Source organism: Variovorax sp. P4_B11, assembly GCF_056402355.1.
On the sequence record NZ_JBFUHO010000003.1, the window covers coordinates 283,052 to 305,293 of the forward strand.

Below are 22,242 nucleotides of genomic sequence, written 5' to 3' on the forward strand. Positions count from 1 at the left end.
CTCAGCGCCGGAACAAGTCCTTGTGCTGGCCGCGGATCAGGTGCTTCTGCAGCTTCCCGGTGCCGGTGCGCGGGAACTCGGCCACGAAGACGATCGCCTTCGGTGTCTTGAAGCCGGCCAGGCGCGCGCCGCAGTGCGCCATCAGCGCCGCCTCGTCGAGTTCCGATCCGGGCCGGCGGACGACGACGCCGGTGATCGCCTCGCCCCAGTGCGGATGCGGCAGCCCGACCGCCGCGGCCTCCGCCACTTCGGGGTGTTCCATCAGGCAGCGCTCGACTTCGACCGAGGCGACGTTCTCGCCGCCGGTCTTGATCACGTCCTTGAAGCGATCCTCGAACCAGATCGCGCCGTCGGCGTCGATGTGCGCCACGTCGCCGCTGTGGAACCAGCCGTGGCGCAGGCAGGCGCGGCTTTCCTCGGGCATGTTCAGGTAGCCGTTCATGACCTGCGGCCCGCGGTAGACCAGTTCGCCGGGCTGGCCGCGCGGCAGCAGGCGGCCCTGTTCGTCCATCACGGCCACGCGGGTCATGGCGGTGGCGGTGCCCCAGGTCGCCGACTTGCTCCACTGGTGCTCGGGGCGCTGCACACAGGTCGCCGGCGTGAACTCGGTCTGGCCCGAGCCGAGGACCACGTCGGCGTTCGGGAACATCGCGTGGATGGCCGCCAGCCGCTCCTGCGGCATCGGCGCCATCGCGTACATCGCGCGGCGCATCGCAGGAAAACTCCGTCCTCGCAACTCGGGATGCCCAAGCAGCAGGCCATACATCATCGGCAGCAGGACCACCAGGTGCACGCCCTCGGCCTCGAACAGCGTCGCCACCTGTTGCGGTTCGAAACCCTGGGTCAGCACCAGCGTGCCGCCGATGATCATCAGCGGCAGCACCACGCCGTTGAGCATCGCGCAATGGAACAGCGGCAGTGCGACCAGCGAGGTGTAGCCTGGGCCGCCGTGCAGCGACAGCGCACCGGTCAGGCCCGCCATCGTGACCGCGAGGTGGCTGGTCAGCACGCCCTTGGGGTTCGCGGTGGTGCCGCTGGTGTAGAGCAGTTGCACGACGTCGCGGTCCTGGATCTCGACTTCGAGCGGCTTACGGCTTCCGCTGGCCAGCAGCGCCTCGAACTCGTCGCCCGTATGGAAGCGATGCGCGAGCGATGGAAGGTCTTCGGCCAGCACGCCCCGGGCCATGTCGCGCAACGCGTCCTCGACCACCAGCACGCGGGCGGCGGCATCGCGCAGGCACCAGGCGATCTCGGCGGGGCGCAGCCCGAGGTTGACCGGCGCACAGACCAGGCCGGCGCGGGCGCAGGCGAAGTAGGTCAACAGCAGTTCGGTGCCATTGCGCGCCATCACCGCCACCACGTCCTGGTGCGCGAGCCCGAGGCCGAGCAGGGCGTGGCCGAGCTGGTCGACCTGGCGATCGAATTCTGCGTAGCGCAGTCGTCGTGGACCGTCGACGATGGCCACCCGGTCCGGGTGAAGGTCGGCGCTGCGGGCGAGCACGTCGCCCACACAGACCCGTTCGATGAGGTTGCGCTCGAGCGCGCTCGGCGAGGCGAACTCTTGTTCAAGCATTGCTTGTCTCCCTGTCTTTTGTGCCGAGAAGATAAGGAAGACGCCATGCCTCGTCTTGCGTGAACTGGCTACCCCCGCGCTGGCGGGCAAACCCTGACCCTCGGCCCGTCTGCCGCCTTTGAGAATGGTTCGAACATCCTGGAGAGCCTTTTCATGCTGCAAGCCCGCCTGTCCCGCCGCGTCTTCAACCTCTCTGCCGCCGCCGCCGCGGTCTCGGTCGCGGCGCCTTCGCTGGCGCAATCGGCGTGGCCCGCCAAGCCGATCCGCATCGTCGTGCCCTACACGCCGGGCGGCTTCACCGACCAGATGGCGCGGCTGATCCAGCCCGGCCTGCAGAGCCGGCTCGGCCAAGCCGTCATCATCGACAACAAGCCCGGCGCCAACAGCCTGATCGGCGTCGACGCGGTCGCCAAGGCCACGCCCGACGGCAGCACCTTCGGCGTCGTGATCGCGGCCTATGCCGCCAACACCACGCTCTACCCCAAGCTGCCCTACGATCCGCGCCGCGACCTGGTCGGCGTGTCGCTGATGGGCGTGTCGCCGCTGCTCGCGGCGGTCAACAACGACGCCCCCTTCAGGACGGCGAAGGAACTGATCGACTACGCGCGCGCGAACCCGGGCAAGGTGAGCTTCGGCTCGTCGGGCAACGGCTCGGCGGCGCACCTCACGAGCGAGCTGTGGAAGTCGCTCACCAAGACCTACATGATCCACATCCCGTACCGCGGCGCGGTGCCGGCGCTGACCGACCTGATGGGCGGGCAGATCCAGCTCTTCTTCGATGCGCCCACGGGGCTCATCAACCAGGGCAAGGCCGGCAAGGTGCGGCTGATCGGCGTCGCCAGCGAACGGCGGCTGCCGGTGCTGCCGGATGTGCCGACTTTCATCGAGCAGGGCTTCGCCGGTTTCACCGGCAGCACCTGGGCCGGCATGCTGGCCCCTGCCGGCACGCCGCGCGAGATCGTCAAGCGCATGTCGGAAGAGGTGGCGCGCATCATCAAGAGCGACGAGACCAAGGCCAAGCTCGAGGCCATGGGCACCTTCCCGGCCGGCAGCGCGCCCGAGGAGTTCGATGCCTTCATCGCCGCCGAGACCGCCAAGTGGGCCCAGGTCATCAAGACGGCCAACGTGAAGCCGGACTGAGCGAACGCGTTCAGGCGGCCCGTGCGATCGCGGCCCCCACCGAGGCCAGCGTCGCATTGCGGGCCTCCATCGAGGCCGTGCTCTGGGTGAGGTAGACCGCGGCCAGGATCGGCGCGCGGCCAGGCGGCCGCAGGATCGCGATGTCGTTGGCGGTGCCCTGGTCGCCGGAGCCGGTCTTGTCGCCGACCGACCAATCCGGCGGCACGCCCGCGCGCAGCCGCTGGTCGCCGGTCTGGTTGGCGGCCAGCCAGCGTTCCATCTGTGCGCGCGACGGCGGCGAGAGCGCATCTCCCAAGAGAATCTGGTGCATGTCGTCCAGCATCGCGCCCGGCGTCGTGGTGTCGCGCAAATCGCCGGGACGGGCCTCGTTGAGCGCGGTCTCGATGCGGTCGAGCCGCGTCTTGGCGTCGCCCAGCGAACGGGCATAGCGCGTCAGGCCGGGCGGTCCGCCCAGGCTCGCGAGCATCAGGTTGCCGGCCGTGTTGTCGCTGCGGGTGATGGCGGCCTCGCACAGCTGCGCCATCGTCATGCCGGCGCCGCCGACTCGCTTTTCGGTCACGGGCGAGTAGGTCGCGAGCTCGGCGGCGGTGAAGACGATGCGGCGGTCCAGCCGCTCCTGCCGCTGGTCGACGCGAGCCAGGATCGCCGCGGCAGCCAGGAACTTGAAGGTGCTGCACATCGGAAATCGCTCGGCCTCGCGATGCCCGGCGCGGGCGCCGCTGCCGGTGTCGAGCACCGAGACGCCGAGGCGGGCGCCGCTGGATTGCTCGATCTCGGCGAATCGCGCCGAAAGGGCCGCCTGGCCGTCCGCGCGGGCAAGGGAAGAGGCGCCGGCCAGGGAGGCCAGCAGGCCGGCGGAAAAGTGTCGTCGCTGAATCATTCGTTCTCCTGAAAGCAGGCTACTTTCGGCGTTCGCGGACGACGGCGCAAACGATGGTATTTTGCAGATTGCACAAGAAAATCTATCGCCTCCAATGACGCGCCCCCATCTTCCTCTCAACGCGCTGCGGGCCTTCGAATGCGCCGCCCGTCACCTCAGCTTCACGCTCGCGGCGGCGGAGCTCCACGTGACGCAGGCGGCGGTGAGCCAGCAGGTGCGCGGTCTCGAATCGCGCCTCGGCGTGTCGCTGTTCCGCCGCTTGCCCCGCGGTCTGGTGCTGACCGACGAAGGCCATGCGCTGCTGCCGGTGCTGGTCGATGCCTTCGGCCGCATCGAGGCGGTGATCCAGCAATTCGACAACGGCCATTTCTTCGAGGTCCTGAGCATCGGCGTGGTCGGCACCTTCGCGGTCGGCTGGCTGATGCCGCGGCTTCGGCTGTTCCGCGAAAGCTGCCCCTTCATCGACCTGCGCCTGATGACGCACAACAACGTGGTCGACCTGGCGGCCGAAGGGCTGGACTTCGCGATCCGCTTCGGCGACGGCGGCTGGCCGGGTCTGCTGGCCGACCCCTTGCTGCCCGCGCCGCTGAGCGTGCTGTGCGCCCCTGCGGTCGCGGCCCGCGTGCGCCGGCCGCAGGACCTGGCGCACGAGACCCTTTTGCGCTCCTATCGCGCGGAAGACTGGCCCGGCTGGTTTGCCGCCGCGGGCCTGGACTGCCCGGCCATTCGCGGGCCGGTGTTCGACTCGTCGCGGCTGATGGTCGAGGCGGCCGTGCAGGGCGCGGGCGTCGCGCTGGCGCCGGCCTCGATGTTCGAGCGCGAACTGAAAGACGGCCGGTTGATGCGGCCCCTGGCCATCGAGGTGATGACCGGCAGCTACTGGCTCACCCGCCTGCGGTCGCGGCCGCCGAGTCCGCCGATGGCGCTGTTCCGCAACTGGCTGCTGGCCGAGGCCGGCGCACCCTACATCGACGCTTCGAGCATTTGCCGGTAGTCGTCGCGGGTCGCGAGCCGCGGGTTGGTCTTGTGGCAGTGGTCGGCCATCGCGCCATCGATCACGGCCTCGAAGACGGCCGGCGTGACCCCGACCTCGGCCAGGCCCCGGGGCAGGCCCAGGCGGGCGCTCATGTCGCGGATCGCGTCGCCGAGGTCGCCGGCCGAATCGAGGTGCATGGCCTGCGCCATGCGCTGCAGGCGCTGCTCTTTCTGCACCGATTCGGCGCCGGCGTTGAAGTGGATCACCGCCGGCAGGAAGAGGGCGTTGAGGGTGCCGTGGTGCAGCCGCGGATCGATGCCGCCCAGGCTGTGGCTCAGCGAGTGCACGCAGCCCAGCCCTTTCTGGAAGGCCATCGCACCCTCCATCGAAGCGCTCATGAGGTTGAGCCGGGCCTCACGGTCGCTGCCGTCGCGGGTGGCGCGCTCGATGTGGGCCCAGGCGCGCTCCAGGCCGTCGAGGCCGATGCCGTCGGCCGGCGGGTTGAAGGCCGCCGACATGAAGGTCTCCATGCAGTGCGCGATCGCGTCCATGCCGGTGGCGGCGGTCAGCCGGGGCGGCAGGCCGAGCGTCAGCTCGGGATCGCAGATGGCAGCCTTCGGCATCAGGAACCAGCTGTGGAAGCCGAGCTTGCGGTGGTCGTCGACGATCACGATGGCGCCGCGCGCCACCTCGCTGCCGGTGCCGCTGGTGGTCGGCACCGCGATCAGCGGCGCCACGCGCTCGGTGATCTTCGGCGAGCCGCCCTCGATGGTGGCGTAGGTCTTGAGCGGGCCCTCGTGCGTGGCGGCGATCGCGACCCCCTTGGCGCAGTCGATGGCGGAGCCGCCGCCGACCGCGATCAGGCCGTCGCAGCGTGCCTCGCGGTACTGGGCCGCAGCCAGCCGCACCGCGGCCTCGGTCGGATTCGAGGGCGTCTGGTCGAACACCGCGGCCGGCAGGTCGCCGAGCGCGTCGAGCGCCTTCTGCAGGATGCCGGCGGCGCGCACGCCGGCGTCGGTCACGACCAGCGGCCGCGCGATGCCGATGCGCTGGCACTCGCTGCGCAGCAGCTGGATGGCGCCGAAGTCGAACTGGATCTGGGTCAGGTACTGGATGAGGGCCATGGGAGGGATGCCGGTGTGTCGGGCGGTACGATGCGATCCTTCGAATCTAACAAGCACCGACGCCCTTGGACACGAAAAAAACCCTTGCGCTTGTCACCCGCAGTACAGACCGCAGACCGGCCATGGCAGCGCTGACCCCCAAGATGGCCGGCGTCATCGATCGCATGGCCCGCGCCGGACGGCCCGCGCTGCATGCGCTGACGCCGGACGAGGCCAAGGCCGCCTACGAAAAGGGGGCCGGCGTGCTCGAAGTCCCGAAGCCGCAGCTGGCGCGCGTCGAGGATCTCAGCGTCCCGGCGCGCGACGGCCATGCGCTGCCGGTGCGCCTGTATGCGCCGTCGTGCGACCTGCTGCCCTTGCTGGTGTTCTTCCACGGCGGCGGCTTCACGGTCGGCAGCATCGCGACCCACGACACGCTGTGCCGCGTGCTGAGCGAGCGCAGCGGCTGCGCCGTGGTCTCGGTCGACTACCGGCTGGCGCCGGCGCACAAATTCCCGACCGCCGCCAACGACGCCTGGGATGCGCTCGCCCAGATCGCGCGGAACGCCGCGCATTGGGGCCTCGACGGCAGCCGGATCGCGGTCGGCGGCGACAGCGCCGGCGGCACGCTGGCCGCGGTCTGCGCCATCCTGGCGCGCGACGCCGGGCTGCCGCTCGCGCTGCAGCTGCTGATCTATCCCGGCACCGCGGCCCACCAGGACACGGGCTCGCACCGCCGCTATGCCGAGGGCCCGCTGCTCGGCGAGGCGCTGATCAGCTGGTTTTTCAGCCTCTACGTGAACGCGAGCGCCGAGCGCGACGACTGGCGCTTCGCACCCCTGCACGCGGACGACGTCGAAGGCGTCGCCCCGGCCTGGATCGGCCTCGCGGAGATCGACCCGGTGGTCGACGAAGGCATCGCCTACGCCGACAAGCTGCGCGCCGCGGGCGTCGCGGTCGACCTTGAAATCTACCGCGGCGTGATCCATGAATTCGTCAAGATGGGCCGCGCCATTCCCGAGGCGCTGCAGGCCCACGCCGATGCCGCCCTGGCCCTCCGACAAGCCCTGCAACCCTGATCGCCATGACCGAACTCCACCGCAAATCCGACTTCCGCTTCTTCCACCGACTGCGCGTGCGCTGGGCCGAGGTGGACATGCAGAAGATCGTCTTCAATGCCCACTACCTCATGTACTTCGACACCGCGATCGCCGACTACTGGCGTGCGATGGCGCTGCCCTACGAGGAGGCGATGCAGGCGCTCGAAGGCGATCTGTATGTGCGCAAGGCGACCATCGAGTTCAATGCCTCGGCGCGGGTCGACGACGTGATCGACGTCGGCATGAAGAGCGTGCGCGTGGGCAACTCCTCGATCGTGTTCCATGGCGGACTGTTCCGCGGCGAGGAGCTGCTGGTGAGCTGTGAACTGGTCTATGTGTTCGCCGACCCGGCGACGCAGACCTCGAAGCCGGTGCCGCCGCTGCTGCGCGAGATCCTCGCCGGCTACGAGGCCGGCGAGCCGATGCGCGAGGTCGCGACCGGCGACTGGGCGCAGTGGGGCGACGGCGCCGGCAAGCTGCGGCGCGAGGTCTTCATCGAGGAGCAGCGCATTCCCAAGGAACTGGAATGGGACGCGCATGACGCGACCGCGCTCCACGCCGTGGCGCGCAACCGGCTGGGCCAGGTGATCGCGACCGGGCGCCTGGCGGCCGAGGCGCCGGGGCTCGCGCGCGTCGGGCGCATGGCGGTGCATCGCGCGCTGCGCGGTGGCGGCCATGGCGAAGCGGTGCTGCGCGCACTCGAGGCGGCGGCCGCGGCGCGCGGCGACAGCGAGGTGATGCTGCATGCGCAGCGCAGCGCCGAGGCCTTCTACCGGCGGCTGGGCTACGCGCCGCACGGCGAGCCTTTCGACGAGGCGGGCATCACCCACATCGAGATGCGAAGAAGGATTTGACTCGCCCCCAGGTTGGCCTCACTGCGTGTCGGGCGCCTCGAGTCGCTGCCAGAGGCAGCGGCCCCGGCAGCGCGGGCGAGTTCGCGCCGGGAATACCCGGTGGCACGCGGCATGGACGCCGCTGAAGATGGCCGCTCCCAATTTTCCGGAGACACATCGATGGCCAATTTCGTTCTGGTTCATGGCGCCTGGCATGGCGGCTGGTGCTACAGGGAAACCGCGGCGGCGCTGCGGGCGGCAGGGCACACGGTGTTCACGCCGACCCACACGGGCGTCGGCGAGCGCTTTCACCAATCGTCCGGGAACATCACGCTCGAGACCCACATCCGCGACGTCTGCGGCTGCATCGAATGGGAAGAACTGAGCGACGTGATCCTGGTCGGCCATTCCTACGGCGGCATGGTGATCACCGGCGTCGCCGACCGCATGAGCGACAGGATCCGCTCGCTGGTGTACCTCGACGCCTTCCTGCCCGGGCATGGCGACTCGCTGATCGGACTGCTTTCGAAGGCGCTGGCGCCGGAGGTGGCGGCGCAGTTCATCGGCGCCTTCCGCGGCACCGCGCTGCAGGACCACAGCGGGCTGATGCAGCCCATTCCGGCCGAGATGTTCAACATCGCGCAAGCCAACCGCGAGCGGGTCGACCGCCTGTGCCGGCCGCAGGCGCTGGCGACTTTCGAGATGCCGCTGCTGCTGACCGGCGCAGGGGACAAGATCGCCAACCGGCTCTACATCCTGGCCGACGGCTGGGACCCGAGCCCGTTTCGCCACTTCGCGGCCAAGGCCGAGGGCACGGCCGGCTGGCGCGTCGTGAAGCTGCCGTCCAGCCACGATGTGATGGTCGACATGCCGAAGGAACTGGCTGCGGAGCTGCTCAAGCTGGTTGCCTGAGTCTTGGGGGCGAGTGGAAGGGCCAGGGGGCGGCGACGGGCGGTATGCCCCGGGCCGACCGACGTCACCGGCCGCTTCGCGGCTGCCCTGCGCTGCTCGCGGCACGCGGGGTCTCGCTCAAACTCGCTTCGCTCAAACAGTCGCGAGCCCTGATCCGCGCACCGCTGCGCGGCTCGGCGGTGCCTCAACGGCCGACCCGGGGCACACCACCCACCGCCGCAGACACGCTGGGGGTGAATCCCTCGCCTCCACAGCTTCGCTTGCGCGCAGGTCTGCAACGTTGGAGGCGCACTCGTTTCTCGCTTACCCACGGAGCCCGGTATGCGGTGCGGGACGGGCGATCCCCTCTGCACCGCAAGGGAGCCCGAAGGGCCGGCGCAGTGGGGTCGACTGGCCCGCACCGCATGCCGGGCGGCCCCAACGAAGGGAGCCGCCCAACGAAGGGAGCCGCCGAACGAGGGGCGCCGCAAATGTTAGTCTTGCCGCCCCATGAACCTGAGGACCAAGATCGTCGCGCTCGCGGTGGCGCCGTTGCTGGTCGCGCTGATGCTGGTGGCCTTCGCGGTGCGCCACCAGGAGCGCGACCTGGCACAGCGCGAGCGCGCGCTGATCGAGAAGACCTACATGGCGCAGCGGCGCAGCGAACTGCGCAGTTACGTCGACCTGGCGGTCAGCACCGTGCGGCCGCTGTACGACGCCGGACTCGACGACGAGGCCACGCGCGCCGAAGCCCTGCGCCGGCTGGCCGCGCTCGACTACGGCGACGACGGCTATTTCTTCGTCTACGACCTGCAGGGCCGCTCGCTGATGCATTCGCGCCAGCCCGAGCTGGTCGGCCAGTCGCTCTGGGCGCTGCGCGATTCCCAGGGGCGCCTCACCATCCAGGACCTGATCGCCCGGGCCCGCGAGGGCGGCGGCTATGTCGAGTACCAGTGGCGCAAGCCCTCGAGCGCGCAACTCGCTCCCAAGCTTGGCTACGTCACGGCGCTGCCGCGCTGGAACTGGATGGTCGGCACCGGTCTCTACCTCGACGACATCGAGGCCGCGATGCAGGCGCTCGACCGGCAGATGAACACCAACGTCACGACCACGATGCTGTGGATCGCCGGCATCGCCGCACTGTGCCTGGCCGTGGTCAGCGCCACCGGCCTGCTGCTGAACCTCAGCGAGCACCGCATCGCCGAGGCCCGGCTGCGGCTGCTGGCGCGCCAGGTCGTGCAATCGCAGGAGGACGAGCGCGCCCACCTGGCGCGCGAACTGCACGACGGCACCAGCCAGACGCTGGTGTCGGCCAAGCTGCTGATCGAATCCGCGGTCGATGCGCTGGAGCGCGCCCGCGAGCAGGTGCCGCCGGCGCTCGGCAAGGCGCTGCAGCGGCTCAATGAATCGCTGGTCGAGGTGCGGCGCATCTCGCACCGGTTGCGGCCGGCGCTGCTCGATACGCTGGGCCTGCCGGCGGCCCTCGAACGGCTGGGCGCGGAGTTCGGCGAGGAGGGCGGCGTCGCCGCCTCGGTCACGCTCCAGGGTCGGCCTCGCGAACTGCCGCAAGAGGCGAAGACAGCGCTGTTCCGCGTCGCGCAAGAGGCGCTGACCAACGTGCGCAAGCACGCGCGGGCGCGGCAGGTGCGCATCGTGCTGGCCTTCGAGGAGCGGGCGGTGCAGCTCGAGATCGGCGATGACGGCACCGGCTTCGACCCCGCCGCGCTCGAGCTCGACCCGAAGCGGGGCATCGGCCTGCGCAACATGCGTGAACGGGTGGAGGCCATCGGCGGCTCGCTCGGCGTGCGCTCCGACGGCGACGGCACCTCGATCCTGGCCGAGGTGCCGGTGGCGAAAGAGACCCGCGCATGACAGCGCCCGGGGTGATCCGCCTGTTCCTGGTCGACGACCATCCGCTGGTGCGCGACGGCCTCAGGGCCCGGCTGGGTCCGCTGCCGGGACTCGAGATCGTCGGCGAGGCCGGAAGCGCCGCCGAAGCGCTGGAAGGGATCGCCGAGGTCCGGCCGGACCTGGTGCTGGCCGACGTCGGCATGAAGGGCATGAGCGGCATCGAGCTGGCATCGCACTTGCATGCGAGCCAGCCGGACGTGCGGGTGCTGATGCTCAGCATGTACGACAACCCGGAGTACGTGCAGCAGGCGCTCCAGGCGGGCGCCCGCGGCTACGTGCTGAAGGACGCGCCGGCGGCCGAGATCGTCGCCGCGATCGAGGCGGTGGCGGCGGGCGGCACCTTCCTGAGTTCGGCGGTGTCGCATCGCTTGTTCGCCAACCAGCAGCCGCGGCCGCTGCTGACGCCGCGCGAAAGCGAGATCCTGTCGGCGCTGGGCCGCGGCGACTCGAGCAAGCAGATCGCGCGCGACCTCGGCCTCAGCGTGCGCACGGTCGAGGCGCATCGGCAGAGCATCAAGCGGCGCCTTGGGCTCGAGGGGCAGTCGGCGCTGATCAAGTACGCGGTCGAGCACGCCCGCGAATTCAAGAACAGTCGAGATCAGCATTAAGGGTTACCCCTTAAGTGATGCCGCGCATGCCATTCGCGCGGTGCAACCGATGCAGCCGCGCCGCCGGCTCGCCAAACTCCCGGGGGTTCACTTCCCGGAGACATTCCCAATGCACAGCATCCGTCGCCACCTGGTGTGGCTCGTCGTGGCCGTGGTCGGCGCCTTTGCGCTGGGCACCGTGGCCCTGTCGCGCGGCGAAGCCATCAACGCGCTCTGGATCGTGGTCGCCGCGATCTGCACCTACCTGATCGCCTACCGCTACTACAGCCTGTTCATCGCCACCCGCGTGCTCGGCCTCGACGGCACTCGCAAGACGCCGGCGCACCGCCACAACGACGGCCTGGACTACGTGCCGACCGACAAGAACGTGCTGTTCGGCCACCACTTCGCGGCCATCGCCGGCGCCGGCCCGCTGGTCGGACCGGTGCTCGCGGCGCAGATGGGCTACCTGCCGGGGCTCTTGTGGATCCTGGCCGGCGTGGTGTTCGCGGGCGCGGTGCAGGACTTCATCGTGCTGTTCATCTCGACCCGCCGCGACGGCCGCTCGCTGGGCGACCTGATCAAGCAGGAAATGGGCACGGTGCCCGGCATGATCGCGCTGTTCGGCACCTTCATGATCATGATCATCATCCTCGCGGTGCTGGCGCTGATCGTGGTCAAGGCGCTGGCCGAATCGCCGTGGGGCACTTTCACGGTGGCGGCGACGATTCCGGTGGCGGTCTTCATGGGCCTCTACCTGCGCTATATCCGTCCGGGCCGCATCGGCGAGGTGTCGGTGATCGGCTTCGTGCTGCTGATGGCGGCGATCTTCGGCGGCCAGGCCGTCAGCATGAGCCCGACCTGGGGCCCGATGTTCACCTTCGACGGCAAGGCCCTGACCTGGATGCTGATCGGCTACGGCTTCGTCGCCGCCAGCCTGCCGGTGTGGCTGCTGCTGGCGCCGCGCGACTACCTGTCGACCTTCCTGAAGATCGGCACCATCATCGCGCTGGCGATCGGCATCGTCTTCGTCGCGCCGACCTTGCAGATGCCGGCCGTGACCCAGTTCGCGCAAGGCAACGGCCCGGTGTGGTCGGGCAACCTGTTCCCCTTCCTGTTCATCACCATCGCCTGCGGTGCGGTGTCGGGCTTCCACGCGCTGATCTCCTCCGGCACGACGCCGAAGATGCTCGACAACGAGCTCAACGCGCGCTTCATCGGCTACGGCGGCATGCTGGCCGAGTCCTTCGTCGCCGTGATGGCGCTGGTGGCCGCGGCCTGCATCGACCCGGGCGTCTACTTCGCGATGAACAGCCCGGCCGCGCTGGTCGGCAGCACCCCCGAAGCGGTGGCGCAGACCATCTCGGGCTGGGGCTTCGCCGTCACGCCCGACATGCTGTTGCAGACCGCCAGGGACGTCGGCGAAAGCACCATCCTCGGCCGTGCCGGCGGCGCGCCGACCCTGGCGGTCGGCATGGCGCACATCCTGCACCAGGTGATCGGCGGCCAGGCCATGATGGCCTTCTGGTACCACTTCGCGATCTTGTTCGAGGCGCTCTTCATCCTGACCGCGGTGGACGCGGGCACCCGCGCCGGGCGCTTCATGCTGCAGGACCTGATGGGCAGCTTCGTGCCGGCCCTCAAGCGCACCGACTCGCTGCCGGCCAACCTGACCGCGACCTTCCTGTGCGTCGCGGCCTGGGGCTACTTCCTGTACCAGGGCGTGGTCGATCCGCTGGGCGGCATCAACACGCTGTGGCCGCTGTTCGGCATCTCGAACCAGATGCTGGCCGCCGTGGCACTGATGCTCGGCACCGTCGTGCTGTTCCGCATGAAGCGCGAGCGCTACGCCTGGGTGGCGGCGGCGCCGGCGACCTGGCTGCTGATCTGCACGCTGACGGCCGGCTGGCAGAAGATCTTCTCGGCCGATCCGAAGGTGGGCTTCCTGGCGCATGCCTCGAAGTACGCCGACGGCCTGGCGCAAGGCGTGCTGATCGCGCCGGCGAAGACGCCCGAGGCCATGGCACGGATCGTCTTCAACGACCGGCTGGACGCCGGGCTGTGCGCGCTGTTCATCTTCGTGGTGCTGAGCGTGCTGGTCTACAGCGTGCGCGCCGCACTGGCTGCGCGTCGCGCCAACCATCCGACCGCTCGCGAGACTCCCTTCGAGCCGATGGCCGTCGCATGAGAAGCAGCGGCGCCAGCCTGGCCGAAACCGGGCGCTACCTGACCCGCTCGCTGGCGCAGTCGCTGCGCCTGATGGTGGGCCTGCCGGACTACGACGCCTACCTGAGCCACATGGCGCGCACCCATCCGGGGCAGGAAGCGATGAGCTACGAGGCGTTCTTCAGGGAGCGGCTGGAGGCGCGCTATGGGGGCGGAAAGGGGCGCTGCTGCTGAGCGTACGCGCCCATCTTCGCGCTGGTGCCGAAGAAGCCCGATCATGGGTCGAAGTCGCTTGAAAGCTACGATCTTCTCGGTCGCCCGGAGCGCCCTCACGCCACCGCGCACTTCCTCACCGTCTCCCAGGTCCTCGTCGTCAGACCGGACCCGAAGGTCTTCTCGATCAGCGTCATGAAGACCGGGCCGCGCGGACTCGGAACGTAGGCGGTGAAGACCTCCATGCCGTCGATGGCGAGGATGCGCGCGCCGTCGACCTCGATCGGAAGCGAGAGCTTCGCGTCAGGCGGCGTGCGCAGGAAGGTCACGACGCGCTTGGCACCGGCCGGCAGTTCGTGCGCCGCGTACGGATCCGCCGCGAGCAGTTCACGCAAGGCATCGGCGGAGCGCACGAGCGTCGAGAAACTGCGCCCGAGTTCCTTCGTCATCGCCGCCTCGGCCCGTCGCTCGAGCGTCGCGCGCGCCGCGGCGCGCGCGTTGAACACCACGTTGCCGCTCGACAGCACCGTCTTGACTTCCGTGAAGCCCGCGCTTTCGAAGCAGCGCTTGAGCTCGGGCATCCTGGCGTTCATCGGACTGACGCCGCGGAGGAAAGCCACGTAGCGGGGCACGTCGTCAGATGTCCTCGAGCAGCGGGTACGGCAGCGGCTCCACCGTCAGCGCCGGCCCGTCGGCTGCGCGCGCATGCAGCCCGCCGGCGTCGATGGCCGCGATCTGGATCGAGATCAGCGCCGCCCACCCGCCTCCGGGCGCCGGCGCGGCCTGGGCCACGGTGCCGACCGGCTGCTCGGGATCGTTGGCGGCGAAGACATCTTCGCCGGCGGCAATTTCGTCGCCGGCCTGTACGAGATAGGTTCGGCGCTTCAGGGTGCCCCGGAACTGGCTGCGGGCGACGATCTCCTGGCCCGGATAGCAGCCCTTCTTGAAGTTCACGCCACCCACCGATTCGTAGTTGATCATCTGCGGCACGAAAGCCTCGACCACCGGCGCGCTGAGGGTCACGATGCCGCTTCGCACCTCGCTCCATTGCCAGGTCGCAAGGTCGATCTCGGTGCCCTGGGGCGCGGGGCTGCCGGCGGGAGCGATCCATAGCGCACGCGGCACGCCGTCGGACGGGTAGAGCGTGACCGCGTGCGCCTCGCCGACCGTGCTGGCACGGCCCGGCAACGCGCCGGCGTCGAGCCCGTTGGCGGCCAGTGCGGTGCCGGTCAACCCGTAGAGCGCGAACTCGGCGCTGGCATCGCTGAGCTTGGCCTTGGCCCGCAGCACATACATCGACAGCCGCTTGAGGCTCGCGGCCAGGATGTCGCGGCTGCAGACGAGCACGATGCGATCGGGTTCGGGCCGGATGCCGATGAAGCTCGCGATCACGCGGCCCTTGGCCGTGCACAGTGCGGCAAGTCGGGCCTCGGAGGCCTCGAGCAATGCAAAATCCTGGGTCAGCTGGCCATGCAGGAAGCTCGCGGCATCGGGGCCCTCGACGCGGATCACGCCGAGGTGGGAGAGGGCGGTGACGCCATTCGGTACGACAGAGGTCATGGCTGAATTATCATGGCCGGCCAAGTTCCGTTCGGCCCGCAGGGCTTAGCCGTTCTTGCTACCGTCTTCCGTTCGCCTCCCTTCCCGGAACCCGTGCGCCGTTTCTTCCTCACTCTTTTCCTGCTGGCCGCCCTGACCGTGCTGGGCGCCGGTGCCGCGGGCCTCTGGTGGGTCAACCAGCCCCTCAAGCTGCCCGCGCCCAGCGTCGACCTGTCGGTCGAGCCCGGCACCACGCCGCGCGGCATCGCGCAGGCCGTGGCCGATGCGGGCGTCGACGTGCCGCCGCAGCTGCTCTACCTGTGGTTCCGCTTCTCGGGCCAGGACCGCCAGATGCGCGCCGGCAGCTACGAGCTCGAGCGCGGCGTCACGCCGCGCCTGCTGCTCAACATCCTGGTGCGCGGCGAGGAAGCCACGCGCAGTCTGGTGCTCGTCGAGGGCTGGAACTTCCGCCAGGTGCGCGCGGCGCTGGCCAAGGCCGAGCAGTTGAAGCCCGAGACGGTCGGGCGCAGCGACGAGGAACTGATGGCCCTGCTGGGCCGGCCGGGCGTGCATCCCGAGGGGCGCTTTTTCCCCGACACCTACACCTACTCCAAGGGCTCGACCGACGTTGCGCTGCTGCAGCGCGCGATGCGCGCCATGGACAAGAAGCTCGATGCCGCCTGGGCCGCCAGGGCCTCGGATTTGCCGCTCAAGACGCCCGACGAGGCGCTGATCCTGGCCAGCATTGTCGAAAAGGAGACAGGCAAGGCCCAGGACCGCGCCGAGATCGCCGCCGTCTTCGCCAACCGGCTGCGCCTCGGGATGCCGCTGCAGACCGACCCGACCGTGATCTACGGCCTCGGCACGCGCTACGACGGCAATCTGCGCAAGCGCGACCTGCAGGCCGACACGCCCTGGAACACCTACACCCGCAACGGCCTGCCGCCGACGCCGATCGCGATGCCCGGCAAGGCGGCGCTGCTGGCGGCGGTGCAGCCGGCGCAGAGCAAGTCGCTGTACTTCGTCTCCCGAGGCGACGGCAGCAGCCAGTTCAGCGGTTCGCTGGACGAGCACAACCGGGCCGTGAACCGCTACCAGCGCGGCGGCGGCACCGAACCCAACCAGCGGAGCGGCCAATGAAGGGACTTTTCCTGACCCTCGAGGGCATCGACGGTGCCGGCAAGTCGAGCCACATCGACGCGCTCGAGGCGCTGTTCAGGGCCCGGGGCCGCGCGGTCACGCGCACCCGCGAGCCCGGCGGCACGCCGCTGGCCGAGAGCCTGCGCAGCATGATCCTCGAACAGCCGATGGATCCGCTGACCGAGTCGCTGCTGGTTTTCGCGGCCCGTCGCGACCATGTGGTGCGGGTCATCGAGCCGGCGCTGGCGCGCGGCGACGTGCTGCTGTGCGACCGCTTCACCGATGCCACCTTCGCCTACCAGGGCGCCGGCCGCGGTTTCGACACGGCCGTGCTCGAAACGCTCGAAGGCTGGGTGCAGGCCGCCCCGGACGGGCTGCTGCAGCCCGACATCACGCTCTGGTTCGACCTGCCGCCCGAGACCGCGGCCGAGCGTCTGGCCGGCGCCCGGCTGCCGGACAAGTTCGAGTCGCAGCCGGTGGATTTCTTTCGCCGCGTGGCGGCCGGCTATGCCGCCCGGGCGGCGGCCGCGCCACGCTTCGCCCGCATCGATGCGAACCGCTCGCGCGAACAGGTCTGGCAGCAGGTCGAGGCCGTGCTGGCCGAACGCGGCCTGGTCGAAAGGGCGCGCCCATGACCGCCGATTCGCTCCCCCCCTGGCTGCGCCAGCCGCTGGCCGAACTGCTGCGCCAGCGCGGCCACGCCTGGCTGCTGCAGGGGCCCTCGGGCCTGGGCCAGTATGAACTGGGCCTGGCACTGGCGGCCGCCTGGCTGTGCGAGCAGCCGGACGAGGCCAAGGCGCACGGCGCCTGCGGCCATTGCCCGAGCTGCCATGCCATCCAGGTCCGGACCCACGCCGACCTCTGCGTGTTGATGCCCGAGGCCGCGATGCAGGCCCTGGGATGGCCGCTGGACGAGAAGTCACAGGCCGACATCGACGACAAGAAGCGCAAGCCCAGCCGCGAGATCCGGGTCGAGGCGATGCGCGACGCCATCGGTTTCGCCCAGCGCACCAGTGCCCGCGGCCGCGGCAAGGCGGTGCTGGTCTATCCGGCCGAGCGCATGAACAACATCACCGCCAATGCGTTGCTGAAGACGCTCGAGGAGCCGGTCGGCGACGTTCGCTTCGTGCTCGCCAGCGAAGCCGCCTGGCAACTGCTGCCGACCATCCGCAGCCGCTGTCTCGGCTTCACGCTGCCCTGGCCCGAGGACGCCCAGGCACAGGACTGGCTGGTGGGGCAGGGCGTGCCCGCGGCCGATGCGCCGGACCTGCTGCGGGCGGCCGGCGGCCGGCCCAGCGACGCCTTGAGGCTCGCCGGCCAGGGCCAGTCGCCCAAGGCCTGGGCGCTGCTGCCCAAGGCGATGTCGCGCGGCGAGGTCGGGGCGCTGTCCGACCAGGCGCCGGCGCAGGCCATCGGCGCACTACAGAAGCTTTGCCACGACCTGATGGCGATCGACTGCGGTGCCGCGCCGCGTTTCTTCGAGCCCGCCGACCTGCCGGCCGCACCGCCGCGGGCCGCGCTGGCGCGCTGGTCGCGATCGCTCGCGAGCGCGGCAAAAACCGCAGAACATCCCTTCAATGCGGGCCTGATGCTCGAAGCGCTTGTGAGCGAGGCGAGAAGCACCCTAAACTCGGGACGCCGCCGCCCATGAACACACCTGCCGCTCCCACCCCCTCCGCGCCCGTCCGGCCCAGCGTCATCCAGTTGGCGATCAAGGAAAAGGGCGCGCTCTATGCAGCGTACATCCCGCTGTTCGCCGAAGGCGGGATCTTCATCCCGACCTCGCGCGAATACCGGCTGGGCGACGACGTCTACGTGCTCTTGACCCTGCCCGACGACCCGCAGCGCTATCCGGTGGCCGGCAAGGTCGCCTGGATCACGCCGGCCCGCGCCGCGGGCAACCGCGCACCGGGCGTCGGCATCCGCTTTCCTTCCGACGAGAAGTCGCGCCAGCTCAAGGCGCGCATCGAAGAGGCGCTGGGCGCCACCCTGGCCTCCGACCGCCCGACCCAGACAATTTGAGCCCCCACGCTCCTCACTTCGTGTGTCGCTGCCCCCCGAGGGGGCCGCAGGCCGCCTTGGGGCGGCCCGGCGCCGGCCTGAGGTCCGTTGCTCCACCAGGCACGACGCCACCTGTCTCGGTGGCCGTGCCGTTCCGACGACGTTTCCTGCGATGTTCACCGACTCCCACTGCCACCTGACCTTTCCCGAGTTCGCGAACCAGATGCCGCAGATCCGCGCCGCGATGGCGGCCGCCCAGGTCGACCGGGCGCTGTGCATCTGCACCACGCTAGAGGAGTTTCCCGAGGTTCAGGCCCTGGCCGAGCGCTACGACAACTTCTGGGCCAGCGTCGGCGTGCATCCGGACAACGAGGACATCCTCGAGCCCACGGTCGAGGGCCTGGTGCAGCGCGCCGCGCTGCCCAAGGTGATCGCCATCGGCGAGACCGGGCTCGACTACTACCAGATGGAAGAGCGCAAGGGCGGCCGCAGCATTGCCGACATGGAATGGCAGCGCGACCGCTTCCGGGTCCACATCCGGGCTGCCCAGCACACCTGCAAGCCGCTGGTGATCCACACCCGCGAAGCTTCGGCCGACACGCTGGCGATCCTCAAGGAAGAGGGTGAGACCGGCAGTGGCCAAGCGGCCGGCGGCGTGTTCCACTGCTTCACCGAGACCGCCGAAGTGGCCCGGGCAGCGCTCGACCTCGGCTTCTACATCTCGTTCTCGGGCATCCTGACCTTCAAGAAGGCGCAGGACCTGCGCGACGTGGCGGCCTTCGTGCCGCTGGACCGCATGCTGATCGAGACCGACAGTCCCTACCTGGCGCCGGTGCCCTATCGCGGCAAGGTCAACAATCCGTCCTATGTGCCCTTCGTCGCGCAGCAGATCGCCCAGCTGCGCCAACTGCCGGTCGAGGCGATCGCCAAGGCGACAAGTGACAATTTCGAGACCCTCTTCAGCGGGGCCAAAGCATGAACAAATACTTTAAAAATATCGCCTATCTTATTGTTCTTGCTGCTTCTTTTTCGGTACACGCAAGCGACTACGACGATTTCTTCCGCGCCGCCCGTGCCGACAACGCCAGCAGCATGAAAAGCTTGCTGGCCAAGGGTTTCGACCCCAACACGCGCGACGAGAAGGGCCAGACCGCGCTCTTGATCGCGATGCGCGAGCCTTCGCCGAAGGTGATCGACGTGCTGATCGCGTTCCCGAAGACCAATGTCGAGGCCCGCAATTCGAAAGACGAGAGCCCGCTGATGCTGGCCGCCATCAAGGGCCAGCAGGACCTGGTGACCAAGCTGATTGCGCGCGACGCCGACATCAACAAGCCGGGCTGGACGCCGCTGCACTACGCGGCCACCAGCGGGCAGATCGCCATCATGAAGCAGCTGCTCGACAAGGATGCCTTCATCAACGCCCAGTCGCCGAACGGCACCACGCCGCTGATGATGGCCGCGATGTACGGCTCGGCCGCCGCGGTGCAATTGCTGCTCGACGAAGGCGCCGATGTGGCGATGAAGAACGAACAGGGCATGACGGCCGCCGACTTCGCCGAGCGCGGCAAGCGGCCCGACGCGCTGCAGATGCTGAATGCGGCCGCGCAACCCCAGCAGCCGAAGCGGCCCGCCGACGGCAAGTGGTGAAGTCGACGCCGCATGCCGGACCGACAGGCGAGGGCGGCTTTCAGCCGGCGCCGCACGCCTCAGTCGCGGAGATTCCGATTCGGCCCCTCTCTTTCCGGCCAAGCACCGACCTGCTCCACGACCCAGCGCGCGTCGTCCAGCGGAAGGTCGTGACCCGCAGTGGGGTGCTCGGCGATTCTCGCGCGCCATTCATGCGCGAGGCGCCGCGAGCAACGTGCGTCGACCAGCGCATCGCGCTCGCTCGCGAGCACCAGCAAGGGCACGGCGGGTGCCCGCGACGGCGCGCGGTAGCACATCGCAGCGAGTAGCTGCCTCAGCGCATTGGCGCCGCGGACCGGCCGCTGTTCGCGAATGGCGGCCCATCGGTCGATCAATTCGACGACCTCCGCCCCGGAGCCCGGATGTCGGCTGGTCAGGCGCAGGATCATTTGCTCGCGGCGGCGGGGATCGGCGTTCATCAGCAGACCCAGCAGGGCGCCGTAGTTGGCCGGCCGCAGGCGTTGGTACCAGGGGCTGAAGACGCGCAGGCTGGTATTGATCAGCACGCAGCCCGCGAGTTCGCCCGGATGCCTGTCGGCCCAATCCACGGCCATCATCGCCCCGAGCGACATCGCGAGCAGGCGATACGGCGGCTGAACACCCAGGGCCTGCAGTTGCTGCCGGCAGTTGTCGGTCGCGGCTTCGATGCGGGTGGGACTCGCCAGCTGCCTCAAGCGGCCGTTTCCGGGGATGTCGATTGCCAGCACGCTGGCGCCGGGCGGCAGCCGCTCTTGCAGCAGCTCGGGGAAGCGGCCCCAGTGCGCGCTTTCGCGCGTCAGGCCGCGCAGCAGGATCCAGGTGTCCATCGCCGCATCAGGCCCGCGCGCCGTACCACCGGACCAGGGCGCTCGCCCGGTGCCGCGCGCGCTGTGCGTTGGCCGGCATCCAGCGCGCGTGGCTGCACACCGCGCGGGCGATGAAGTCCAGCCATCCGACATGGCGCCGCAAGACGCGCTGGCGCCGGTGCTCGACCACCGGGTTGAAGATGCCGCTGCGCGAGAAGAGCTGCCGCGGATTCTTCAGCACCCAGCGCCACGATCCCATCTCGAGCGTCATGGGCAAGAACACGCTGTCGGCCCGCTGGGACGCGCTCAGGTAGAGATGGTCCCAGAGGTCGCCATGGGTGAGGTATTGCCGGCTCTGCGGCTCGACCACGTAGCGGTGGTGCGGCAGGGACTGGTCGAGGATCTCGGCGAAGGCGTGCATCTCGGGGAGATGCACGATCGGGCGTCCGGTGTGGGCGAAGGGGAACCAGACGCGATCGGTCATGCCGAAACCGGAATGACAGTCCACCGAGATGCTGAGCGGCCGGTCGAGCAGTTCGGCTTCGACGATGCGGCACAGGGCCGCACTCTCGCACTCCATTCGGGCCTTCTTGGCGCCTCGGTACCACGGCAAGGCGGCGCTGATCCGATGCCCGCCGATCAGATAGGGGACTCCTTCGCTGGATTCGATGGGCGCATTGCGCATCAGGTCGACGCCCTGGGGGTTGGCGCGCGTGCCCAGCCAGAGCCCGCCCGGATTGACCAGCGGCACGAACACCAGCCGCATCGTCTCCAGCATCCGGTGCAGCGACACATCCCACTGCAGCCGCATCACGATGCTGCGCAGGTAGGCGATCGCGACCTCGGCGCCGATCCGCTCCAGGCCATGGACCCCGCCGACGATGCCGACGGCCGGCGCGTCCTTGCGGGTGCTGCCCAGCAGGTAGGCGTGGACGGGAAAGCGTCGTTCGCCGGCGTCCACCTCGCAGAGCAGGCGCCGTTCCATCCAGGGTGCGCCGAGTTCGGTGAGCCTTTGCAGTTCATCGAGTTCCGGCAGCTCCGTGGGCGTCACGGACGGCAAGGCCTGAAAGGCGATCACGAACGGGCATCCATCATGGATCGCCTAGACGGCTGCTCGCTTGGGGCGGCCCGCCTTCAAGGGCGTCAGCGAATCGAGCGCCGCGCGCAAGGCGGGTGCCGGCAATGCCTGGAGCGCGTGCAGACCGGCGCGCAGCAGTTCGCTCTTCTTCGCCGGTCGCTTGAACTTCAGCGCGCGGTCCTTCAGGCTGGCGATCAGTGCGTAGTCGTCCTGCGGCATGGTGAAGCTGTCGCGCACCAGCTTCTCCTTGGGCTTGAGCGCCTTCTTGCCGACGGTCGCTGACTTCTCGGCAGCCTTGGCCGAGAGCTTCTTGGCGGTGCCGTTCGATTTCTCCTCGGACTGGAACTTCGCTGCGTGCTTGTGTTCCTGCTGGAGTGCCTTCTCAGGCACCACCGCCTCGCGTGCCGGCGTTCCAGCCCTTTTCGTTGCGGGCTTCGCGCCCGTCTTCGAAGGCGGCGGTGCGGCCGCGGGAAGAGCCTCTGTGTGGGCGGGGGGCGTTTGGCCGGATGTGATGATCAGAAGCGTCATGAGTGCGAGCTAATGGTGTAAACGATTTATACCGTATCGCTTGCATGGCGTCATGTCTTTCTTGATGCGCTCGATCCAATCTGGCGTCAGGGGGCGCTTCCTCCTGTCGACA

The 22,242-nt window shown here is 69.4% G+C and carries 23 protein-coding genes; 15 read left to right on the forward strand and 8 right to left on the reverse strand.

Features of this window, described 5'->3' with window-relative positions; all coding sequences use genetic code 11:
- Window position 1: 1 nt before the first annotated feature.
- Entirely contained in the window at window positions 2-1,573 is a 1,572-nt protein-coding gene (locus tag AC1DYD_RS05255; RefSeq protein ID WP_478171679.1) for an AMP-binding protein, read from the reverse strand.
- A gap of 153 nt (window positions 1,574-1,726) precedes the next feature.
- Here AC1DYD_RS05255 and AC1DYD_RS05260 point away from each other — a divergent pair, with 153 nt between their 5' ends.
- Window positions 1,727-2,713, forward strand: coding sequence for a tripartite tricarboxylate transporter substrate binding protein (locus tag AC1DYD_RS05260; protein ID WP_478171680.1), 987 nt, complete (start codon window positions 1,727-1,729; stop codon window positions 2,711-2,713).
- Between the two features lie 10 nt (window positions 2,714-2,723).
- Here the strand turns inward: AC1DYD_RS05260 and bla are convergent, their stop codons facing one another.
- On the reverse strand, window positions 2,724-3,593 hold the full coding sequence (gene bla / locus AC1DYD_RS05265; RefSeq protein WP_478171681.1) for a class A beta-lactamase: 870 nt from the start codon (window positions 3,591-3,593) through the stop codon (window positions 2,724-2,726).
- Between the two features lie 94 nt (window positions 3,594-3,687).
- Here bla and AC1DYD_RS05270 point away from each other — a divergent pair, with 94 nt between their 5' ends.
- Window positions 3,688-4,587, forward strand: a complete 900-nt coding sequence (locus tag AC1DYD_RS05270) for a LysR family transcriptional regulator (RefSeq protein WP_478171682.1) — start codon at window positions 3,688-3,690, stop codon at window positions 4,585-4,587.
- Here AC1DYD_RS05270 and AC1DYD_RS05275 read toward each other — a convergent pair.
- A complete protein-coding gene (locus AC1DYD_RS05275) occupies window positions 4,557-5,693 on the reverse strand; it encodes an iron-containing alcohol dehydrogenase (RefSeq protein ID WP_478171683.1) in 1,137 nt (378 codons plus the stop codon). The genes AC1DYD_RS05270 and AC1DYD_RS05275 overlap by 31 nt on opposite strands.
- 122 nt (window positions 5,694-5,815) lie before the next feature.
- On the opposite strand from AC1DYD_RS05275, the gene AC1DYD_RS05280 reads away from it, so the two are divergent.
- The 7 genes from AC1DYD_RS05280 to AC1DYD_RS05310 all read left to right on the forward strand — a co-directional run bounded on the left by AC1DYD_RS05280 (window position 5,816) and on the right by AC1DYD_RS05310 (window position 13,394).
- Entirely contained in the window at window positions 5,816-6,751 is a 936-nt protein-coding gene (locus AC1DYD_RS05280; RefSeq protein ID WP_478171684.1) for an alpha/beta hydrolase, read from the forward strand.
- 5 nt (window positions 6,752-6,756) lie between these two features.
- The gene (locus tag AC1DYD_RS05285; protein ID WP_478171685.1) at window positions 6,757-7,626 is read left to right on the forward strand and encodes a YbgC/FadM family acyl-CoA thioesterase; all 870 of its coding nucleotides are present in this window, start codon (window positions 6,757-6,759) and stop codon (window positions 7,624-7,626) included.
- Between the two features lie 159 nt (window positions 7,627-7,785).
- Window positions 7,786-8,517 carry an alpha/beta fold hydrolase gene (locus AC1DYD_RS05290; RefSeq protein ID WP_478171686.1) on the forward strand — a complete coding sequence of 244 codons (732 nt, stop codon included), beginning with the start codon at window positions 7,786-7,788 and terminating at the stop codon, window positions 8,515-8,517.
- 489 nt (window positions 8,518-9,006) lie between these two features.
- Window positions 9,007-10,368 (forward strand): cache domain-containing protein, encoded by a 1,362-nt coding sequence (locus tag AC1DYD_RS05295; protein ID WP_478171687.1) that lies wholly within the window; start codon window positions 9,007-9,009, stop codon window positions 10,366-10,368.
- A complete protein-coding gene (locus AC1DYD_RS05300) occupies window positions 10,365-11,015 on the forward strand; it encodes a response regulator (RefSeq protein ID WP_478171688.1) in 651 nt (216 codons plus the stop codon). The genes AC1DYD_RS05295 and AC1DYD_RS05300 overlap by 4 nt, the downstream gene beginning before the upstream one ends.
- A 109-nt stretch (window positions 11,016-11,124) precedes the next feature.
- Window positions 11,125-13,182: a carbon starvation CstA family protein gene (locus tag AC1DYD_RS05305; RefSeq protein WP_478171689.1), complete on the forward strand. Its 2,058-nt coding sequence runs from the start codon at window positions 11,125-11,127 to the stop codon at window positions 13,180-13,182.
- The gene (locus AC1DYD_RS05310) at window positions 13,179-13,394 is read left to right on the forward strand and encodes a YbdD/YjiX family protein (RefSeq protein ID WP_478171690.1); all 216 of its coding nucleotides are present in this window, start codon (window positions 13,179-13,181) and stop codon (window positions 13,392-13,394) included. Before AC1DYD_RS05305 ends, AC1DYD_RS05310 begins: the two co-directional genes overlap by 4 nt.
- 95 nt (window positions 13,395-13,489) lie before the next feature.
- Here AC1DYD_RS05310 and AC1DYD_RS05315 read toward each other — a convergent pair whose 3' ends face one another.
- Complete coding sequence (locus AC1DYD_RS05315; RefSeq protein ID WP_478171691.1) at window positions 13,490-14,005, reverse strand: DUF1697 domain-containing protein; 516 nt, start codon at window positions 14,003-14,005, stop codon at window positions 13,490-13,492.
- Between the two features lie 4 nt (window positions 14,006-14,009).
- Entirely contained in the window at window positions 14,010-14,933 is a 924-nt protein-coding gene (gene ygfZ, locus AC1DYD_RS05320; RefSeq protein WP_478171692.1) for a CAF17-like 4Fe-4S cluster assembly/insertion protein YgfZ, read from the reverse strand.
- 93 nt (window positions 14,934-15,026) lie between these two features.
- Between ygfZ and mltG the strand changes: the two genes are divergently transcribed.
- From mltG to AC1DYD_RS05350, 6 genes are all read left to right on the forward strand, one after another.
- On the forward strand, window positions 15,027-16,052 hold the full coding sequence (gene mltG / locus AC1DYD_RS05325; protein WP_478171693.1) for an endolytic transglycosylase MltG: 1,026 nt from the start codon (window positions 15,027-15,029) through the stop codon (window positions 16,050-16,052).
- Window positions 16,049-16,687: a dTMP kinase gene (tmk, locus tag AC1DYD_RS05330; protein ID WP_478171694.1), complete on the forward strand. Its 639-nt coding sequence runs from the start codon at window positions 16,049-16,051 to the stop codon at window positions 16,685-16,687. Before mltG ends, tmk begins: the two co-directional genes overlap by 4 nt.
- Window positions 16,684-17,703: a DNA polymerase III subunit delta' gene (locus tag AC1DYD_RS05335; protein WP_478171695.1), complete on the forward strand. Its 1,020-nt coding sequence runs from the start codon at window positions 16,684-16,686 to the stop codon at window positions 17,701-17,703. The genes tmk and AC1DYD_RS05335 overlap by 4 nt, the downstream gene beginning before the upstream one ends.
- Window positions 17,700-18,074 (forward strand): PilZ domain-containing protein, encoded by a 375-nt coding sequence (locus tag AC1DYD_RS05340; RefSeq protein WP_478171696.1) that lies wholly within the window; start codon window positions 17,700-17,702, stop codon window positions 18,072-18,074. Before AC1DYD_RS05335 ends, AC1DYD_RS05340 begins: the two co-directional genes overlap by 4 nt.
- A 151-nt stretch (window positions 18,075-18,225) precedes the next feature.
- On the forward strand, window positions 18,226-19,032 hold the full coding sequence (locus AC1DYD_RS05345) for a TatD family hydrolase (protein WP_478171697.1): 807 nt from the start codon (window positions 18,226-18,228) through the stop codon (window positions 19,030-19,032).
- The gene (locus tag AC1DYD_RS05350) at window positions 19,029-19,700 is read left to right on the forward strand and encodes an ankyrin repeat domain-containing protein (RefSeq protein WP_478171698.1); all 672 of its coding nucleotides are present in this window, start codon (window positions 19,029-19,031) and stop codon (window positions 19,698-19,700) included. Before AC1DYD_RS05345 ends, AC1DYD_RS05350 begins: the two co-directional genes overlap by 4 nt.
- Before the next feature lie 59 nt (window positions 19,701-19,759).
- Here the strand turns inward: AC1DYD_RS05350 and AC1DYD_RS05355 are convergent, their stop codons facing one another.
- From AC1DYD_RS05355 to AC1DYD_RS05365, 3 genes are read right to left on the reverse strand one after another with little or no spacing between them, the layout of a single operon-like run.
- Window positions 19,760-20,545: an alpha/beta fold hydrolase gene (locus tag AC1DYD_RS05355; RefSeq protein WP_478171699.1), complete on the reverse strand. Its 786-nt coding sequence runs from the start codon at window positions 20,543-20,545 to the stop codon at window positions 19,760-19,762.
- Between the two features lie 7 nt (window positions 20,546-20,552).
- Window positions 20,553-21,602, reverse strand: a complete 1,050-nt coding sequence (locus tag AC1DYD_RS05360; RefSeq protein ID WP_478171700.1) for a M14 family zinc carboxypeptidase — start codon at window positions 21,600-21,602, stop codon at window positions 20,553-20,555.
- Window positions 21,603-21,626: 24 nt separating this feature from the next.
- On the reverse strand, window positions 21,627-21,992 hold the full coding sequence (locus AC1DYD_RS05365; RefSeq protein ID WP_478171701.1) for a hypothetical protein: 366 nt from the start codon (window positions 21,990-21,992) through the stop codon (window positions 21,627-21,629).
- Window positions 21,993-22,242: the final 250 nt, after the last annotated feature.

Coding starts and splice junctions, on each gene's coding strand:
- AC1DYD_RS05255 (WP_478171679.1), bottom strand. CDS start 1,573: ATGCTTGAACAAGAGTTCGCCTCGCCGAGCGCGCTCGAGCGCAACCTC.
- AC1DYD_RS05260 (WP_478171680.1), top strand. CDS start 1,727: ATGCTGCAAGCCCGCCTGTCCCGCCGCGTCTTCAACCTCTCTGCCGCC.
- bla (WP_478171681.1), bottom strand. CDS start 3,593: ATGATTCAGCGACGACACTTTTCCGCCGGCCTGCTGGCCTCCCTGGCC.
- AC1DYD_RS05270 (WP_478171682.1), top strand. CDS start 3,688: ATGACGCGCCCCCATCTTCCTCTCAACGCGCTGCGGGCCTTCGAATGC.
- AC1DYD_RS05275 (WP_478171683.1), bottom strand. CDS start 5,693: ATGGCCCTCATCCAGTACCTGACCCAGATCCAGTTCGACTTCGGCGCC.
- AC1DYD_RS05280 (WP_478171684.1), top strand. CDS start 5,816: ATGGCAGCGCTGACCCCCAAGATGGCCGGCGTCATCGATCGCATGGCC.
- AC1DYD_RS05285 (WP_478171685.1), top strand. CDS start 6,757: ATGACCGAACTCCACCGCAAATCCGACTTCCGCTTCTTCCACCGACTG.
- AC1DYD_RS05290 (WP_478171686.1), top strand. CDS start 7,786: ATGGCCAATTTCGTTCTGGTTCATGGCGCCTGGCATGGCGGCTGGTGC.
- AC1DYD_RS05295 (WP_478171687.1), top strand. CDS start 9,007: ATGAACCTGAGGACCAAGATCGTCGCGCTCGCGGTGGCGCCGTTGCTG.
- AC1DYD_RS05300 (WP_478171688.1), top strand. CDS start 10,365: ATGACAGCGCCCGGGGTGATCCGCCTGTTCCTGGTCGACGACCATCCG.
- AC1DYD_RS05305 (WP_478171689.1), top strand. CDS start 11,125: ATGCACAGCATCCGTCGCCACCTGGTGTGGCTCGTCGTGGCCGTGGTC.
- AC1DYD_RS05310 (WP_478171690.1), top strand. CDS start 13,179: ATGAGAAGCAGCGGCGCCAGCCTGGCCGAAACCGGGCGCTACCTGACC.
- ygfZ (WP_478171692.1), bottom strand. CDS start 14,933: ATGACCTCTGTCGTACCGAATGGCGTCACCGCCCTCTCCCACCTCGGC.
- tmk (WP_478171694.1), top strand. CDS start 16,049: ATGAAGGGACTTTTCCTGACCCTCGAGGGCATCGACGGTGCCGGCAAG.
- AC1DYD_RS05335 (WP_478171695.1), top strand. CDS start 16,684: ATGACCGCCGATTCGCTCCCCCCCTGGCTGCGCCAGCCGCTGGCCGAA.
- AC1DYD_RS05340 (WP_478171696.1), top strand. CDS start 17,700: ATGAACACACCTGCCGCTCCCACCCCCTCCGCGCCCGTCCGGCCCAGC.
- AC1DYD_RS05345 (WP_478171697.1), top strand. CDS start 18,226: ATGTTCACCGACTCCCACTGCCACCTGACCTTTCCCGAGTTCGCGAAC.
- AC1DYD_RS05350 (WP_478171698.1), top strand. CDS start 19,029: ATGAACAAATACTTTAAAAATATCGCCTATCTTATTGTTCTTGCTGCT.
- AC1DYD_RS05355 (WP_478171699.1), bottom strand. CDS start 20,545: ATGGACACCTGGATCCTGCTGCGCGGCCTGACGCGCGAAAGCGCGCAC.